Origin of the sequence: Pseudochrobactrum asaccharolyticum, assembly GCF_003314995.1 — a bacterium.
GTDB classification, from domain to species: domain Bacteria; phylum Pseudomonadota; class Alphaproteobacteria; order Rhizobiales; family Rhizobiaceae; genus Pseudochrobactrum; species Pseudochrobactrum asaccharolyticum.
In genome coordinates, this window is sequence record NZ_QNRH01000012.1 from 23,893 (window position 1) to 42,544 (window position 18,652).

14 protein-coding genes are annotated in these 18,652 nt (G+C 51.7%); all 14 read left to right on the forward strand.

Features of this window, described 5'->3' with window-relative positions; genetic code table 11:
• The first annotated feature begins 2 nt into the window (after positions 1 to 2).
• Entirely contained in the window at positions 3 to 1,652 is a 1,650-nt protein-coding gene (locus DFR47_RS19385; protein ID WP_113946191.1) for a monovalent cation/H+ antiporter subunit D, read from the forward strand.
• On the forward strand, positions 1,649 to 2,131 hold the full coding sequence (locus DFR47_RS19390) for a Na+/H+ antiporter subunit E (RefSeq protein WP_113946162.1): 483 nt from the start codon (positions 1,649 to 1,651) through the stop codon (positions 2,129 to 2,131). The genes DFR47_RS19385 and DFR47_RS19390 overlap by 4 nt, the downstream gene beginning before the upstream one ends.
• Positions 2,128 to 2,409, forward strand: a complete 282-nt coding sequence (locus DFR47_RS19395; protein ID WP_113946163.1) for a K+/H+ antiporter subunit F — start codon at positions 2,128 to 2,130, stop codon at positions 2,407 to 2,409. Before DFR47_RS19390 ends, DFR47_RS19395 begins: the two co-directional genes overlap by 4 nt.
• Positions 2,406 to 2,759 carry a monovalent cation/H(+) antiporter subunit G gene (gene mnhG, locus DFR47_RS19400; protein WP_113946164.1) on the forward strand — a complete coding sequence of 118 codons (354 nt, stop codon included), beginning with the start codon at positions 2,406 to 2,408 and terminating at the stop codon, positions 2,757 to 2,759. Before DFR47_RS19395 ends, mnhG begins: the two co-directional genes overlap by 4 nt.
• Before the next feature lie 140 nt (positions 2,760 to 2,899).
• On the forward strand, positions 2,900 to 3,481 hold the full coding sequence (locus DFR47_RS19405; RefSeq protein WP_113946165.1) for a GbsR/MarR family transcriptional regulator: 582 nt from the start codon (positions 2,900 to 2,902) through the stop codon (positions 3,479 to 3,481).
• A gap of 71 nt (positions 3,482 to 3,552) precedes the next feature.
• Positions 3,553 to 5,340 carry a thiol reductant ABC exporter subunit CydD gene (cydD, locus tag DFR47_RS19410; RefSeq protein ID WP_113946192.1) on the forward strand — a complete coding sequence of 596 codons (1,788 nt, stop codon included), beginning with the start codon at positions 3,553 to 3,555 and terminating at the stop codon, positions 5,338 to 5,340.
• Positions 5,337 to 7,043, forward strand: a complete 1,707-nt coding sequence (gene cydC / locus DFR47_RS19415) for a thiol reductant ABC exporter subunit CydC (RefSeq protein WP_113946166.1) — start codon at positions 5,337 to 5,339, stop codon at positions 7,041 to 7,043. The genes cydD and cydC overlap by 4 nt, the downstream gene beginning before the upstream one ends.
• A 420-nt stretch (positions 7,044 to 7,463) precedes the next feature.
• Positions 7,464 to 9,062: a cytochrome ubiquinol oxidase subunit I gene (locus DFR47_RS19420; RefSeq protein ID WP_113946193.1), complete on the forward strand. Its 1,599-nt coding sequence runs from the start codon at positions 7,464 to 7,466 to the stop codon at positions 9,060 to 9,062.
• Positions 9,062 to 10,207, forward strand: coding sequence for a cytochrome d ubiquinol oxidase subunit II (gene cydB, locus DFR47_RS19425; protein WP_113946167.1), 1,146 nt, complete (start codon positions 9,062 to 9,064; stop codon positions 10,205 to 10,207). Before DFR47_RS19420 ends, cydB begins: the two co-directional genes overlap by 1 nt.
• Before the next feature lie 52 nt (positions 10,208 to 10,259).
• Complete coding sequence (gene cydX, locus DFR47_RS19430; RefSeq protein WP_113946168.1) at positions 10,260 to 10,409, forward strand: cytochrome bd-I oxidase subunit CydX; 150 nt, start codon at positions 10,260 to 10,262, stop codon at positions 10,407 to 10,409.
• 435 nt (positions 10,410 to 10,844) lie between these two features.
• Positions 10,845 to 12,653 carry an ABC transporter ATP-binding protein gene (locus DFR47_RS19435; protein ID WP_113946194.1) on the forward strand — a complete coding sequence of 603 codons (1,809 nt, stop codon included), beginning with the start codon at positions 10,845 to 10,847 and terminating at the stop codon, positions 12,651 to 12,653.
• A gap of 213 nt (positions 12,654 to 12,866) precedes the next feature.
• On the forward strand, positions 12,867 to 13,367 hold the full coding sequence (locus DFR47_RS19440; protein WP_113946169.1) for an RNA polymerase sigma factor: 501 nt from the start codon (positions 12,867 to 12,869) through the stop codon (positions 13,365 to 13,367).
• A gap of 127 nt (positions 13,368 to 13,494) precedes the next feature.
• Complete coding sequence (locus DFR47_RS19445) at positions 13,495 to 14,451, forward strand: FecR family protein (RefSeq protein WP_113946170.1); 957 nt, start codon at positions 13,495 to 13,497, stop codon at positions 14,449 to 14,451.
• Between the two features lie 112 nt (positions 14,452 to 14,563).
• A complete protein-coding gene (locus tag DFR47_RS19450) occupies positions 14,564 to 18,214 on the forward strand; it encodes a TonB-dependent receptor domain-containing protein (protein WP_113946171.1) in 3,651 nt (1,216 codons plus the stop codon).
• Positions 18,215 to 18,652: the final 438 nt, after the last annotated feature.

Consider the following 18,652-nt stretch of genomic DNA (forward strand, 5'->3'; position numbering starts at 1 on the left):
TGCTGAATTGGCAAGACCATCTGATTATTGCGCCTGTTCTGCTGCCGCTGGTAACAGCCGCACTGTTGCTGCTCTATGATGAGCGCCGCCGTGTGCTGAAATCCGCGATCAGCATTGTCGCAACTTTTGCACTGTTTGTTGTGGCGATTATGCTGGTCAATATGGCGAATACGCCGGACGACCGAGTGATCCCTTATCTGCTGGGCAACTGGCCTGCACCTTATGCCATTGTGCTGGTGCTGGATCGTTTTTCGGCAATGATGGTGCTGCTGACCAGTATTCTGGGGCTGGCGGCACTGTGTTTCTCGCTGGCACGCTGGCACAAAGTCGGTTCGCATTTCCATACCCTGTTCCAGCTGTTGCTGATGGGGCTGAATGGTGCATTCCTGACCGGCGATCTGTTCAATCTGTTCGTGTTTTTTGAGGTTCTGCTGGCAGCCTCTTACGGGTTGGTTTTGCACGGTACAGGTGCAACGCGTGTTAAAGCGGGTCTCCACTATATTGCCGTCAATCTTGCAGCCTCGTCGCTGTTTCTGATCGGCGTCAGTATGATTTACGGTGTGACCGGCACACTGAATATGGCGGATCTGGCGCAGCGTATTCCGGAAGTACCGGCAGAAGACCTGATGTTCCTGCAGGCAGGCGGCGCAATTCTTGGTACAGCCTTTCTGGTGAAGGCCGGTGCATGGCCGCTGAACTTCTGGTTGCCGACAACCTATACGGCGGCAGCAGCGCCGGTTGCGGCATTGTTCGCGATTATGTCCAAGGTCGGAATTTATGTATTGTTGCGCTTGTCACTGCTGTTTTTCGGTGAACTGACACCGAGAACAACCGGATTTGGCGATGCGGCGCTGTTCTATATCGGTTTGGCGACGATTGCCTTTGGTCTGATCGGGGTGCTGGCGTCGCAGGCACTGGGACGCATTGCCGGTTATAGTGTGCTGGTGTCGTCCGGTACATTGCTGGCCGCTATTGGCACAGGCAATGTGGCGGTTACGGGCAGTGCGCTGTTCTATATGGTCAGCTCGACACTGACGATTGCCGCTTTCTTCCTGCTGATTGAGCTGGTGGAGCGCGGGCAGGATGCTGCCGCAAACGTGCTTGCAGTGACGATCGAAGCCTATGGTGATGAAGAGGAAGAAGAGGAAGAGGAAGTTGGAGCGGTACTCCCTGCAACCCTTGCTATTCTTGGTGCTTGTTTTGCTGTCAGCGCTATTTTGCTGATCGGTCTGCCACCGTTTTCCGGTTTTGTTGCAAAAATTTCGCTGCTTTCCGCTTTGTTTAATCCGGCGGGGATGGGCACTGATACACCAATCTCAACTGCAAGCTGGGTCTATGTGGCGCTGATCATTCTTTCCGGCGTTGCTGCACTAATTGCTATGTCTCGTTCCGGTATCCGTACCTTCTGGGCGTCGATGGAGGGTAACGTGCCTCGCGTTCTGGTGATTGAGCTGGTACCGGTCGCAGCTTTGCTGTTTTTGTGTCTTGCATTGACCATTCAGGCGGCACCGGTGATGCGCTATCTGGATGCCACGGCACAGGCATTGCATCGCCCGCATAATTATATTGATCATGTGCTGGATGCGAAACGTTCAGCCGGATTTGAGCCGATGATCAGTACGACACCGGCTGCGAAGGGAGACGCACAATGAGATCATTGTTTCCCCATCCTATTCTGTCTCTGAGCTTCTGGGTGATGTGGCTGCTCTTGAGCGGCTTTACACCAGGCCATGCGATCCTCGGCTTTTTTGTTGCTGTGGGTGCCGGTCTGGCCTTTACCTCGCTTGATCCGGAACCGGTACGTGTGCGCTCGCTGCGCGCTATTATCGAGCTGATCTGGCGGGTGATTGTTGATATTTTCTGGTCGAATGTGGCTGTGATCAAAATCATTCTTTTCGGTTCAAAAGAACGTAAAGCCGGTTTTGTGACGATCAGCCTGCAATTGCGCGGACGTCTGCCGCTCGCCATTCTGGCCTGTATCGTGACCTCCACACCCGGTACCGCCTGGGTGAATTTCAATCCGGCGACCGGTGTACTGCTGATTCATATTCTGGATAAAGCAGGTGAAGACGAGTTCCGTACGGTCATTAAACAGCATTACGAACGCCTGCTGATGGAGATTTTCACATGAGCACAGTGATTTTATCATGGGCGCTGCTGATATCGCAGCTTTGTCTGAGTGTTGCCTTGTTATGTGCAGCCTACCGGTTGATCGCAGGTCCGCGTGCGCAGGATCGTGTGCTGGGGCTGGATACGCTTTATGCAACGATGATGATGTTGTTTATCACTTTTGGTATTCGTACCGGCACGTCGATTTATTTTGAGGCAGCGCTGGTTATTGGTCTGTTGGGCTTTGTTTCCAGCGTAGCGCTGGCAAAATTCCTGATGCGGGGCGAGGTGATCGAATGAGCCATACATTGGAACTTCCGCTCTGGGCTGCCATTCTGGTTTCGGTGTTTTTGCTCGCCGGAGCACTGATTACGATGATTGGCGCGATCGGTCTGGTACGCTTTAAATTGTTCTATGAACGGATTCATGCCCCCACTCTCGGCACTACTTTTGGTGTCGGCGGCATTCTCATTGCATCAATTATTTTCTTTACGGTCTTGCAATCGCGTCCGGTTTTGCATGAACTGTTAATTACCGCTTTTGTGTTTGTGACAACGCCGGTAACACTGATGCTATTGACGCGGGCGACCATGCATCGCGATAAAACGGATGATAGCAGGCAATTGCCGACATCAACCGATCTTTATTAGCGATTTTGGGCTTGTCCCTTCTCTGATTTGTGTTGCGACTTATTGTCCAGACCTGCTTTGCGGGTTGCGGAGGAGCAACAATAATAATATCTGAACTTTCAGTAATTTCTGAAAGTTCAGAAAATACGGGAGCAGTTGAATTGGAATTGTCACCAACCGTACAATCATTTGTACTTCACTTCGGTGAAATGGGCAGCCGCTGGGGTATTAACCGCACGGTCGGGCAGATTTATGCCTTGCTCTATCTTTCTAAAGATCCGCTCTGCGCTGATCAGATCGTGGATGCGCTCGGTGTGTCGCGATCGAATGTGTCTATGGGTATTAGAGAACTGCAAGGTTGGAATCTGGTGCTGCTGAAACATATTCCGGGTGACCGGCGTGATTTTTACTCAACACCGGGCGATGTCTGGCAGATTTTGCGTACCCTTGCTGAAGAGCGCAAGAAACGTGAGGTTGATCCGACCCTGAGCGTGTTGCGTGAAATTCTCATGGAAAAACCGTCAACAGAGAGTGATGCTTTTGCGCAGGCGCGCATGAGCGATATGCATGGTCTGATCGAGCGTCTGACCAACTGGTATGATGACGTGAAATCTCTGGAAACCGAACGACTGACCATGCTCCTGAGCATGGGCTCTAAAGTGACGCGTTTTCTGGAAGCCAAAGACAAGATTGTCTCGCTTGGCCGTAGCCGGTCGCAGAAAAAAGAGGGGCAATCGGATTGAGTGAAGCATTAGCCGGTTCCGCTGCGCGTCCCCCGAATATGGCAGCGACCCGGAAAAATCCCGCCCCCGAAATGATTGCAGCGAGCGGCAGTGAAAAACCTGCCGGCGCTGCAAAACCATCTGCGCGCCGTCGTAAAAGGCGGCCGCAGCCGGCAAATTTACGCAAAGGCAGCTGGTTGCAGGCCTTGGCAGCTCTGATCTGGCTGCCGCAGGCGGGGCTGATGGCCTATGCAATCAATGAACTGACCGTCAGCGGTAAAGTCAGCAATTTGCTGATGATTGCAGCCGGTATTTTTGCGCTTGGTCTGCTGCGAACTGCGATGCAGGGTGCTGGCGAGCGCATCGCTTATAAAGCATCGCGCACGGCGCTGTCTGATTTACGTGCAAAATCTGTGGAAGCTCTGGCAGCCCGCTCCCCGCTGGATCGCAATCGTGCGGCATCGGGTGAGGCGGCAAGTATTCTGGCTGAACAGGCCGAAATGATCGTGACCTATTGGTCGCGCTATCAACCGGTGCAGATGAAAGTCATGACTGTTCCGTTTGTCTTTCTTGCTGCAGTTCTGTGGTATTCCTGGGCGGCGGCACTGGTTTTGCTGGTCGCGGCTCCGCTTATTCCGGTTTTCATGGCGCTGATCGGTTATCGCGCAAAAGCTGCAAGTGAAGAGCAGCTGGTGGAAATGGGGCAGATGAACGGTTTTCTGCTCGACCGTTTACGTGGTCTTGCCACCATTCGTACATTTCATGCGGTTGATCTGACTGCACAACGTCTGCGCAATAATGCGGAAACGCTGCGCGAAAAAACTATGGTTGTGCTGCGGATTGCGTTTTTGTCCTCTGCTGTGCTGGAACTATTCTCCGCACTGGGCGTGGCTATGGTCGCGGTTTATATTGGTTTCCATTTGCTCGGAGAATTAAACTTCGGTGCATGGGGCGCGACACTGACATTGGGGCAGGGGTTGTTTATTCTGCTGCTGGCACCGACATTTTTCGAGCCGCTGCGGGAATTATCTGCCGTCTGGCATGATCGTGCTGCCGGTGAAGCGGCCATTGATGCTCTGGAAAATATCAGCGCGGGCGGTATGAGCCTGACTGCAGAGAGCACTGCTACGCAGGCTGCAGACGAGACAGATAACAACTATGCAATCTGTCTGCGCGATGTGGACTTCAACTACGATAGCAGCGATGAAGCTGAATTGCTGAGCGGTTTCAATCTGGCGGTCACCAAAGGCGAGCATGTGGCTCTCTTGGGGCCAAGTGGTGCCGGTAAATCGACAATTCTGGCGATGATGGCAGGGTTGATCGCGCCGCGTAATGGCGATGTGCTGATCAATGGCGCAGTGCTGGATCAGAACAATGCGGAAGCCTTACGTGAGCAATTCTCATGGGTCGGGCAGAAACCGCATATTTTCTCCGGTTCTGTACGTGCCAATATTACACTGGGACGTGACGGCTTTACACTGAATGATGTGCAGGATGCCTTAAAAACGGCGGCACTCGACAGTGTTGCCTCTGCCGCAGCCGCCACTGATCTTGGTGAAAACGGCACCGGCCTGTCTGGTGGTGAGGGCTTGCGTCTGGCACTGGCAAGAGCTGCTTTGAAGTCCGGTGCGGATATTATCTTTGCCGATGAGCCGACCGCGCATCTCGACAGCGAAACTGCTGCCAAAGCTACGCAGGGCTTGCTGGTTATGGCGCAGGGCAAGACTTTGATCGTTGCAACACATGACGAAGAACTGGCACGAAAAATGGGGCGGGTGATCCGTGTGGACAGAGCCGCCGGTGCGCAGAGCCTGCACATTCATGCAGATAGCAAGGATGAAACAATTGCTGTTTCCTCTGAACGGAGGGCGGCAGAATGAAAAAACTTGCAGTTCTTAAACCCGTTCTGACACTGTTCTTCTCGGAGAAGCGCGGTAAATTATGGGCAGGCATGTTGCTGTCTTCCATTACAGTTCTGTGCGGTATTCTTTTGCTCGGTCTGTCCGGCTGGTTCATCACCGCCACAGCCATTGCCGGAATGGCAAGTGCGACTGCTCTGGCATTTGATGTCTTTGCACCGGCTGCGGGTATTCGTTTGCTGGCGATTTTACGCACAGCTTCGCGCTATGCCGAGCGACTGGTGACGCATGATGCTACATTGGCCGTGCTGGCGGCTATGCGGGAGAAATTGTTCCGCAGCTGGGCAGCACCACAGGCAGCAAAAACACTGCTGCGCCGTCCGAGCCGTCTGCTGTTCCGTCTGACCGCAGATATTGATGCACTGGATGCTTTGTATCTGCGGGTACTGGTTCCTGCTGCGGCGGCTTTTGTGACTATGCTGGTGGTCGGCATCGCCTTCTGGCTAATGGATACGACTTTCTCTCTGGCTATGGTGCTTGTGCTGCTTGTGGCAGGCTTTGGTCTGCCGGTGATTGCAGCACTCTGGGCGATGAAGCCGGTGCGCCGTCGCGCCAAGGCTGTCGAAGCGGTACGCGCGCGCAGTATTGATCTGGTTTCCGGCCAGACTGATCTGCTGATGGCCGGACGGCTGAAAGCACAGAGCGCTAGTATCTGCATGGCAGATCAGCGCTTGTCAGTTGCTGATGATCACCTGAACCGTATCGAAGTCTCTGTCGGAGCCGGTTTTGGTATTGCCAGTGTGTTGTTGCTCTGTGTTGCATTGCTTGGTGGTGTCTGGCTTGCAGAAGCGGGCGTGATTTCACCTGCCGTTGCGGCTTTCGCGCTGCTGATGGCTTTGGGTGCAATGGAGCCTTTCGCAGCGCTGCGCCGTGGCGCGATGGAGCTTGGCCGCACATTGATGGCCGCGCAGCGGGTTGGTGATCGCTACGATACAAAACCGCATTTCTATATGCCGGTGCAACCGGCCAATCCGCAAGATGCAGTTTATCTCGAACAGGTTGAGATGCGCTATGAGGATAATGCTCCTCTGGTGTTGCAGGATATCAATCTGACAGTGCGCAAGGGTGAAAAACTGGCAATCGTCGGTACCAGCGGCACAGGTAAATCAACACTCATGGCATTGCTTGCCGGTGAGATGGTGCAAAACTCAGGTATTGTGCGCCATGATGCGGCAACGCTACTGACGCAGAAAACGCAATTGTTTCAGGATAGTCTGGCAGAAAATCTGCGTCTGGCACAGCCACAAGCAAGTGATGCGGATTTGATGCAGGTGCTGGAACTGGCCGGTTTGTCCGGAACAGTCACAGAGATGCCGCAGCAACTGGAAACCATGCTGGGCGAAGGCGGTCTCGGCCTGTCCGGCGGGCAAGCACGGCGTCTCGCACTGGCACGATTGTTCCTGCACAATACACCGCTCTGGCTGCTGGATGAACCAACCGAAGGCCTCGATAAAACCACTGCGCAGGACATTTTGCAGCGTCTGGCGCAAGCGAGTGGCGGATCTGGCACTGAAAACCGCACGATGATTATCGCGACCCATTTGCGCCGTGAGGCAGAAATTGCGGATCGTATCATCGTGATGAGCAACGGCCGGATGACGGCGGAAGCACTGAAAAATACACCGGCATTTTCAGAAGTTCTGGAAACGCTGAGGCAAGTTTAACACCATGCCCTGTCCGGCTTCACCGTCGGGCAGGCGACCCCTGATGCCTTTGAAAAGGAGGCTGCTTTTGAAGCACGATTTTTACATATTATCAGAGAGATGATCTGATCATAACAGATCGCATTATCTGATACTGAAAGCGGTTTTCTCCCAAGCGCCGCTTTCACCCCCATAGTGTGAAACCCCTTGCAACTTACCGGTATCTCCGGCGGGAACGGATATTTGTATCTTGAACCTCAGAATTCGTATATTCTGAAATACATCAGTTTACGTATCCGCCTGCAAGTATCTCACAGACCTTTCCGGCATTCGTGCCGGAAACACAGACTGTCTGATTTAACGCGCATTCCGGCCGGAAACGCCCCTGTTTCTGATCTAAATGCGCTCAACAGGAGCGCCGCGCCCCCGCGGCGGATGATGATGGAACTAGATATTGTTTCACTATCCCGACTGCAATTTGCAGTCACCGCCATGTACCACTTTTTATTTGTGCCTCTGACGCTCGGATTATCTATTTTGTTGGCGATCATGGAGACGGTCTATGTCATGACCGGACGCCTGATCTGGCGGCAAATGACGAAATTCTGGGGTACATTATTTGGTATTAATTTTGTCACCGGTGTCGCCACCGGTGTGGTGATGGAGTTTCAGTTCGGTATGAACTGGAGCTATTACAGTCATTATGTCGGCGATATTTTCGGCGCACCTCTGGCGCTGGAAGGCCTGATGGCATTCTTTCTTGAAGCGACCTTTATCGGCCTGTTCTTCTTCGGCTGGGATCGTCTTTCCAAGATCGGCCATCTGACTGTGACTTATCTGATGGCCATCGGTTCCAATATTTCCGCCTTGTGGATTTTGGTGGCGAATGGCTGGATGCAAAATCCGGTCGGTTCGCGGTTTAATCCGGAAACCATGCGTATGGAAATTACGGATTTCTTTGCCGTGGTTTTCAATCCGGTGGCGCAGGCCAAAGTGGTGCATACGGTTTCGGCAGGTTATGTTACGGCTTCGATCTTCATCCTTGGCGTATCTGCATGGTATATGCTCAAAGGCCGCCATCTGGAGATTGCTAAGCGTTCCATGACAGTTGCTGCATCCTTTGGTCTGGCTGGTGCCTTGTCGGTTGTCGTTCTCGGCGATGAAAGCGGTTATCTGACCTCCGACCATCAAAGTATGAAAATGGCTGCGATTGAGGCGATGTGGGACACAGAACCTGCACCGGCTTCTTTTACGGTGATCGGTCTGCCTGATCAGGAAAATCGGGTGACGCATTATGCCATTCACATTCCCTATGTGATGGGGCTGATCGGCACACGCTCACTGACTATTGAGATTCCGGGCATTAATCAGCTGGTATTGCAGGCACAGGATCGCATCCGCGACGGTATGAAGGCCTATGATGCCTTGCAAGCGATCAAAGCAACGCCACGCGGCTCAAGCGCTCCCTTGGATGCGACACAGACCTTTGAAAAATATGGCGAGCATCTGGGCTATGCTCTGTTGCTGAAGAAGTATATCGATGATCCGCGTCTGGCGACGGATGAACAGATCGTGGCAGCCGCCAATGATACTGTGCCGGGTGTGTTGCCGCTGTTTGTCGCCTTCCGTGTGATGGTTGCTCTCAGCATGTATTTCCTGCTGCTGACCGGTACGTTCTTCTTCCTCTCCGCACGCAGAAAACTGGATAAACATCGCTGGTTACTTTGGGTTGCAGTGTTTTCGATCCCGCTGCCTTGGCTTGCCGCTGAAATGGGCTGGCTGGTTGCGGAATTCGGACGTCAGCCATGGAGTATTGAGGGTGTGCTGCCAACGGTTGTCGCCGTTTCCAACCTCAGTCCGACAACGGTGCTGATCTCGCTGATCGGTTTCATTCTGATTTACACGGTTCTGTTCATCATCGAGATGGGCGTGATGCTAAGGGCGATCCGTAACGGACCGCAACCGGATCATGCACCGGTTTCTGCACCTTTTGCAAAACCGGAACCGAGTAAACCAGCCACATTAGGGGAGGCAAAATAATGGTTTTGTCCGAACTTCTTGATTATTCAACTCTGCGTCTGATCTGGTGGGTCTTGCTGGGGCTGTTGCTGATCGGCTTTGCTGCGATGGACGGTTTCGATCTGGGTATTGAAACCATGCTGCCTTTCGTTGCCCGTACTGATCTTGAACGCCGTATGGTGCTGGAAACCATTGAGCCGGTCTGGGAGGGCAATCAGGTCTGGCTCATTCTGGCAGGTGGTGCAATTTTTGCGGCCTGGCCGCAGCTTTATGCGGTATCATTCTCCGGATTTTATCTGGCGATGTTCATAATCCTGTTTGCGCTGATTTTGCGCCCTGTCGGGTTTAAATATCGCAATAAGCGGGAAAGCACTTTGTGGCGCACGGGTTGGGACTGGGCCTTGTTCATCGGTGGTTTCGTTCCATCGCTGATTTTTGGTGTGGCTGTCGGCAATGTTCTGCTCGGCGTGCCGTTCCGTATCAATGACGATATGATGATCTTCTATGAAGGCTCCTTCTTCGCATTGCTTAATCCGTTTGCTCTGCTCGCAGGCTTAATGTCGGTGATCATGCTGGCGATGCATGGCTGTGTGTGGCTCTGCGTTAAAACAAGTGGCACAATTGCGGATCGCGCCAGAAAATACGGCACAGTTTTTGCTCTGCTGACCGTTGTATTTTACATCGCGGCTGGTCTCTATCTCTGGAAATCCGGTCTTGGCTACCGTATTACGAGTGAAATTGATCCGAATGGTCCTTCCAATCCGCTCTTTAAAACTGCTGTGGTTGAACAAGGCGCATGGCTTGCGAATTATCTGCGTTATCCGGCTCTCTGGACAATTCCGGCTTTGGGGCTGTTTGCGCCGTTTCTGGTCATTCTGGCCTTGTGGTTACGCCGTCCCGGCACTGCTTTGCTGTTCGGTAAACTGGCGATTTTCGGTGTGATTACATCGGTTGGCGTGGCGATGTTTCCATTCATTCTGCCGTCGTCACTGGATCCTGGTATGAGCCTGACAGTCTGGGATAGTTCTTCCAGTCATCTGACCCTGTTTATCATGCTGGTCAGCACCGGCATCATGCTGCCGATCATCATGCTCTATACAAGCTGGGTCTATTATGTGCTGCGCGGCAAGGTCACGGAAAGCGATATGGAAGAGGGGCATTATTAAAAATGACATCTCCCAAAATCGCTCCCGTTTCCTGTTTTTGATGAGGCTTTAAATGTGGTATTTTGCCTGGATATTAGGACTTCCGCTCGCAGCCGCTTTCGCCGTGCTCAATGCTATGTGGTATGAGCTGGTGGACGATGCTGCCAAGCGCAAAGCGCAAGCACAGAGTGGTGCAGAGCACAAAACAGACAAAACTGTTTAGTATTTGTTTGATGTTGTGCTGAAAAAACACCGGTCTGAATATTCAGACCGGTGTTTTTTCTTTAATGTGGCTGATCACAATATTATTGCCTGCATGATCTTGCGATAGTGTATTGGCATTTTTGCCACACTGGTTGTTAGGTAAATAAAATTTCGTATTTTGCACCTTGGCAAAACTATTTTCTCATTTATTTTGATTTCATCTGAAACACTGGCAAGAGGTAAGAGATGCGAGACTATCCATTTCCGTCGGTGCCCGGTGTTCGTGCGGGCATTTCCAAGCTTTAGGTTCTTGGCCCGTCTGACAGGCCAAGGCCTGTCCGCCCTCCCTGAAAGGGCGTCTGTATAAACTTCCTTATTTGCCGTGGCTGAAAAGCTGCAGTTTTTTCTTTTAAAGGAACCAGAACCCGTCTTCGTGCGGACTGGTATGATTGATATGACCCGGCTTCGACTGAATTTCCGCGGGCCTGCGTTCCGCAATGTTTTAAGCTACACTTTTGCGCATTGGCGGAAACAGCCGCTGCGCCTGAGCCTGATGATCATTGGTATGATGCTGGCAACGGCAGCTGATGTTCTGACGCCGCTCTATTCCGGCCGTCTGGTTGATGCACTGGCATTGGGCAGTGACTCTGCCTTGTCGGCTGCCATTGAAGCGCTGATAATCCTGCTCGCGCTTGGTGCGATGGCACTGATTACACGCCAGCTGACATTCTATGTCATCACTGATTTTACGCTGAATACGATGAGCGATATGGCGGCAAGTGCTTTTGCCCGCTTGCAGCGTTTTTCGACAGACTGGCATGCCAATGCTTTTGCCGGTTCGACAGTGCGTAAAGTTTCGCGTGCCATGTGGGCACTGGATTTGCTCAATGATACGCTGATCATCGCTTTGATGCCGTCTCTTTTGATGCTGGTTGGGTCTGTGGCGTTGTTGTCATGGTACTGGCCGATGATGGGGCTGCTGGTGGCAATCGGTTCTGTGTTGTTTATCGTCTGTACCATTGTAATTTCATTGGGTTTTGTAGCTCCGGCCGCGACCTTGGCGAATAGTTGGGATACGCGAATGGGCGGTGCTTTGGCTGATGCCATTTCGTGTAACGCGGTAGTAAAAGCCTTTGGTGCTGAAACCCGTGAAGATGCGCGTCTTGAGAAAGTTGTCACTAAATGGCGTGGCCGTACGCGCCGCACATGGCTGATCGGTACGCTGAACGGCTTCATTCAGGGTGCCAATCTGCTGGTGATGCGCGGTGTGGTGATTGCTTTTGCGCTGTATCTCTGGAGCCAGGGTAAAGCGACTGCCGGTGATATTACCTTTGTTTTGACTGCGTTTTTTATGTTGCAGGGCTATCTGCGCGATGTGGGTATGCATATCCGCAATTTGCAGCGCTCGGTCAATGATATGGAAGAACTGGTACAGATTGAAGCGGAACCTTATGGCATCGCTGATAAGCTCAATGCACCTGCCATTCAGATTACCAACGGCGAGATCAGTTTCGACAAAGTGACCTTTCATTACGGCAATCATGAAGATCCGCTTTACCGCGATTTCTCGGTGAAAATTGATGCCGGTGAGCGTGTTGGGCTGGTTGGTCATTCCGGTTCGGGCAAGACGACTTTCGTCAAGCTCATTCAGCGTCTCTACGATGTAAGTGGCGGTGCCATTCGCATTGACGGGCAGAATATCGCTGAGATGACGCAGGCGTCTCTCCGCTCGCAAATTGCTATCGTGCAACAGGAGCCGATCCTGTTTCACCGCACATTGGCCGAGAATATTGCCTATGCGCGTCCAAGTGCGACGCAGGCCGAGATTGAAGAAGCAGCACGTCTTGCTAGTGCGCATGACTTCATTAACCGGCTGCCGAAGGGCTACTCAACGCTGGTTGGTGAACGCGGGGTGAAGCTTTCGGGTGGTGAGCGCCAGCGTGTGGCAATTGCCCGTGCCTTTTTGGCCGATGCACCGGTTCTTATTCTTGATGAGGCAACGTCGAGCCTCGATTCAGAATCTGAAGTGCTGATCCAACAGGCAATGGAGCGGCTGATGGTCGGTCGTACGACACTGGTGATTGCACACCGGCTGTCGACTGTGCGTGCTCTCGACCGCTTGCTGGTCTTTGATAGAGGCAAGATCGTTGAGGAAGGCGATCATGATGCGCTGATCCGTAAATCTGACGGCATCTATCGCCGTCTGTTTGAACGGCAGGCACTGGAACTGACCAAGGGGCTGGAAGACGTTTTTCTGTCGTAAGCATTCAATACAACACCTGCTACAGTGGCAGGTCATGGGATGAGAAAGGGCATTGGTCTTGCGGAAAGCTGACCCTATGTGCCAATGCCCTTTCTCGAATGACGACAAGAAAGTATTTATATCTTGCCAATTAAATATGAGTATTATATTCAAGATATATGCTGTTGTTGCAGATGCTATGATTGTCAATTTTGATAAAATGATTGCGGGCAGATGTGGGATCTCCATCATCTTTTTAAAAAACACGCGCGGGATATCAGGCAGGCTTTGCGGCGCAGAGGGCTGCCTGAAGAAACCGCCGCTGATCTCACGCAGGATACCTTTCTCCGTGTTCTGATCTCTCCGCCTGAGACAACTAAAACGACCTTCAATCCAGTGGGTTACCTGTTCAGGACGGCGCGGAATCTCTGCACTGACTATCAGAGACGCGAAGGCTTAATACGTAAGGTTGATCTGTCGCCGGAAGATTTTTCAGCCATTGCCGATCCTTCACCATCTCCTGAAAAACAGGTTTATGACCGCCAAAAGCTGCTACTGACGCACAAAGCGCTGCATGAATTACCCGAACGGACGCGCAAAGCTTTTGAAATGCATCGCATGGATGAAATGACCATTGCAGCAATCGCGGCAGAGCTGGATCTTTCAACAGGCAGAACATGGTCACTCATCAGAGAAGCCTATGAATATATCGACAGCCGGTTGAGTGGTCTTTAAGCACAGATACCTGCATACCCCACCTTTGAACCAAGCTTTCTGCAGCAAATACTCTGCCAAACTGAAAAACGGGCATGTTCGTTCGTAATACTCTATAAGGAACACTCTTCTTTGACAGGCTCGACGGATGAATAATTCTGCAGATGAGGCACAGGAAGCACAGCGTCTGTTTCGTGAGGCAGCAGATCTGGCTATCCGCTTGCAAAATGATCCCGTTAATCCGGTTTCGGCCGATACGGTGAAGTCATGGGTCGCACGCAGCCCTGCCCACGCTGCCGCCTGGGCACGTGTTGCTGCTGTCCACGGTTTTAGTGGTGCAGCCTTTGCTGAAAACCGCCGGAAACCTAAAAACGGTAAAATCACGCGCCGCAACTTTATTGCAGGCAGTGCACTTGGCTTAGGCGCTGTGACAACCGGTGCTTTGACGCTGCCGCATTTATGGCTGCTCGCACAGGCTGATCATATAACTACCACCGCAGAAATCAGAGATGTTGTCCTGCCGGATGGCAGTCTTGCCACGCTGGGGCCTGACAGCGCACTGGCCTTGGCATACTCAGAGCAGAACCGTCGCATCAATCTGTTATCCGGCATGGCCTATTTTCATGTACAGCCGGATCATAACAGGCCGTTTATCGTATCCGACGGCGTGATGCAGGTCACAGCGCTCGGAACTGCTTTTGATCTGTCATCAGAAAAAGGCTTTTCATCCGTCACGGTTGCTCATGGCACTGTTGAAGCGAAAACCCGTACATTGGCTGGTGAAAAGCTCGAGGCCGGAAAATGGCTCACCTACGACAGCGCGACTAATCAGATAGCCAGAGGCATACAGGATGCATCAGAAATTGCAGCCTGGCGCTCCAATCTGTTATTTGCCGAGAATGAAACAGTCGCAGCTTTATGCGCAAAGATTTCCCGCTGGAAAAGCGGACGTGTCATTATCGCAGATACATCGCTTGGGGCGCGCACTGTCAGCGGTGTTTTTGACCTGAATGATCCTGATGCGGCCATTGAGGCCGTCATTCGCCCTTTTGGTGCCAAAGCCCGAAAAATCGCTTCTTTCGCGACAATTATTTCTGCCGTATAAAAATATGAGTAAAAACTGAATATTTTTAAAGCCCACTCGTAAAGAAGAGTATGAGGGTGTTTCAGCGAATGAAAACTGGCGCCTGTATGATCGATTGACGGAGTGAGCTGGCATGACAGGCGCCACAAAAACAGCAGCACCAACGCGTAATAACCGCAGCAAGGCTATGATGGCCGCTTTGCTGGCAACAACGGCAATAATGACCGGCATCGCCCTGACAGGAGCAATGTCTGTTGCACAGGCGCAGCAACAAACTAATTATAACATTCCCTCCGGCCCGCTCAATCGCGCACTTGCCGCATTCGGCAGCCAGTCAGGCATGCAGCTCTCCTATGAGCCTGCTGTGGCGCGCGGCAAATCTTCTGCCGGACTTTCCGGCGCGGCCAGTCAGGAACAGGCGCTGGCGCGCATTCTGCAAGGCTCCGGCCTGTCCTATAGTTTTACCGGTTCTAAATCCGTACTGATCACTGAAAAGCCGGTTACCGGCAATAGCGGGGGCGCTATCAATGGTGCGATCCAACTGGATCAAATCACGATTTCAGGCAGTGGTGTGGCTGGTGCTGCGGAAGCCCCTTATGCAACCGCGGCACCAACCACATATATTTCAGGCGAAACGATTGAGCGTTTTCGCGGCTCCAGCCCTGCCGATATGTTCCGTGGCACACCCGGCGTTAAATCCGGTGAGGCACGCAATGGGGCCGGTGCGATTGATGTGAATATTCGCGGCATGCAGGGCATGGGGCGCGTTGCGACCACTATCGACGGCGCAGAAAATTCTGTTACCGTCTATCAGGGCTACCAGGGCGTTTCTAACCGTACCTTTGTTGATCCTGATTTTATCGGCGGCGTTGAAATCAACAAGGGCGCTGATACGGCTTCATGGGGCAATGCCGGTTCTGTCAGCATGCGCACACTTGGCGTGGACGACATTGTCAAAGACGGCAATCACTGGGGCATCCGCATTAAAGGCGGTATGGGCGGCAATACATCGAAGCCGAATGCCGGTTCTCTGAGCGGTTATCAGTGGCCTTATGCGCCGTGGGATTCAATGAAAACGCCCGTCGCCTCAAAAGACGGTATGGACCGACCTTCTTTCCTGTCGCCGACAACCGGTTCCGGCAGTGTGATTGCGGCCTATAAAGGCGATGCGGTCGACATGCTGGCAGGTTATGCACGACGTAAGCAAGGCAATTACCATGCCGGTACGCATGGTGATACGTCAGCCAATCCGGTTAATCTTGGCAGACAGCCTTATTGCAGTTCAGCGGTTATTATTAATTGCATACCCAAAGGAAATTTCTGGACTGATTATTATGCCAATCAGGGGCTGACCAATTACCGTCCCGGTGAAGAGGTTCTCAACACCCAGTTGGAAACAGAGTCATGGCTGGCCAAGCTCACTGCCCGCTTTGCCGATGATCATGAGGTTCAGCTCGGATATATGGGCTTCCGCAGTGAAGCGGGTGACCGGCTCGCCTCACGTTTGAGCGGTATTAAAGATCAGTCCGTACAGCAGGAGCAAACGGCAGGCACCAGCCTTGATACGGTGACAGCACGCTATAAGTGGAACCCTGAAGATAATGATCTGATTGATCTACGAGCCAACCTATATTGGACACATTTGCAATTGCGCAATCCTGTGCGTGGCGGTCGTGGTGTTCAGCCCGGAAAAATCGGTTTGCCTGCCGATTACCGTGTGGGTTCCGACAGCGATATGTGGGGCGGTGATATTCAGAATAAATCCACTTTTTCATTCGATGCAGGCGATCTTGATCTGACCTATGGCATGGCTTTTCGTGTTGAAGATACGCGCGGCAGCAAACATAGTGCAGCGCTTGAAGGATGGATGACGCCCCGCGATGCGATCCGCCATGAAGTCGCCGGTTATACCAAAGCCGCTTATAAGCCTGTCGACTGGCTGACTGTAAATGGTGGTTTGCGCTATTCGCATTTCTGGTCGAAAGACCGCTTCGATCCTTATGAGCGCAACCAACTTGAACGGAGCAGCGGCGCTGGCTCCAAAACCAATGACGGTGGTTTCAGCCCGTCAGTGGGTGTTACGATTGAGCCTTGGGAACAGACACAATTCTACGTCAACTATTCCAATACACTGCGTGCGCCGAGCATTATTGAATCTGTCTCTGCTTTCAACAGCGTGTCGGCAAACTCTGAAGTTAAGCCAGAGCGCTCCAGCAATTGGGAACTAGGCACCAATATTATCCATAACAGCCTGCTTGCAGATGAAGATGTGAGCATGCTGAAGCTTGGCTATTTCAACTGGGATGTTAAAAATTATATTGCTCGTAATCTGGTGCTTAATCCGAAAAACCCGAGCGATCTCGGCTTGAACATCGCCAATATTGCCCGTGCAAAATTCTCTGGTCTGGAGTTTTCGGGGCGTTATGAACTGGACGGATTCACGGCTGATCTGGCGGCAAATTACTATCTGAATGTTGAATATTGCCGCACATCGGACACTTGCGACGGCAAGAGCCTCTATGGTGACTATGCCACCAACCATGTGCAGCCGAAATATTCTGTTGACCTGACCCTGTCGCAAAAACTGCTGGAAGAGCGCCTGATGATTGGCGGACGTGTGTCCTATACGGGGCCGCGTGCGATCGGTCATGGCGATGTGACTGCACAGGGTGCATCCGAATTTATCTCTCCGGTCTTGTGGAAACCATTCACGCTGGTTGATATTTTTGCCGAATATAAAATTACCGATAATATGACCGCGGCGTTCCGTGTCGAAAATCTGTTTGATAAGTTCTATATTGACCCGCTCGCACTGGTTACACAGCCGGGACCCGGCCGAACCTTCTATGTCAGCCTGACTGCGGATATCGGTGGCGAGCAGCAATTGCCGTCCTTACCATCATTCCTCACGCGCCGCCCGAATAATGATAGCGGAATTACAGACTGGACCGGCCTTTATGCCGGTGCGCATGCCGGTGGCATTTTCGGCAAAACATGGGGCACGACAACGGCGCTTGATGGCAGTTCTCATGCTGTTGCAGCAACGGAATCTGCTGATTTTGGCATGGATAGCGGTCTGTTCGGCGTGCAGGCCGGATATAACTGGCAGTTGCAGAACCGTATCGTGCTGGGGATTGGTGCAGACTGGAGCAAAACCTATCTGAATACTGCGCATAAAGCCCGCACGACCGAAGGCGATTTTGCCGGCACCGGCAATGTTCAGGCGCAGACCCTGTATGATATCGACTGGACAGCGGCGCTTCGCGGCAAACTCGGTTATGCCGTTGATAATAAGCTGATGGTCTATGGCACGGGCGGGTTGGCCATTGCTCGTGAAAGCCAGTCGCGCGAACAATACCGCGCGGTTGAAGATCCGAATGAGAAAGTCACAGAAATCATGCAGATCGACAAAGACAAGGCAACGCGCCTTGGCTGGGCAGCCGGTGGCGGGGTGGAATATGCACTGAACGATCGCTGGTCAGTGCTGGCGGATTATTCCTATACCCGCTTCGGCAAGACCAGTTTTACCTTTAACAGTGCATCTGCGGGTATTGTCCGTGATCGGGAGACACAGGAAAAAATAGGCGTAGAGATTGTTGATCCGTCGAAAGATCCTAATCGGGCTGAATTTTGCAGTCAGTTTCCACGGTTCTGCAGACCTTATGAGAAGGCGATCTATAAAACTGTAAAACATGAAGGATCGTCCAGTGTGAAGAACGGACGCAAAGCTTCCAACTCACTGGATATCCATACATTTAAAATTGGTCTGAACTACCGGTTTTGAACTAAGTCAGGGATCAGGCAAACAGATGTCTGATCCCCGAATTTCCGCTTATATCACCAGCTTTTGCTGCTGCTAAAGCTGGTGATATAGTCTTGCAAAACAAGAATGCTGCAAGATAGTAACACCTGCGTTTGAGACAAGAGTGGTGCTTTATACGCCTTATCCCATAGCTCCTCTCAAATCATTGAGATCGGCGGCTTCGATAAAATCTATCATAATAAATATATCAAAATTTTATAAATCGAAGTTTATCTCAAATTGAGATGAGGTGCGATTATTGATATATTTCAAATTTGATTTGATACTATTTTTTATTCGCAATTTAATATTTGTTTAATTTGCTGGAAGCAATTCATAATTGATTCATGTAGATTGATGCTTATGTTTATAGAGTATTATTTGCATAAATAATTTTTATATTATTATTGGATCTATACT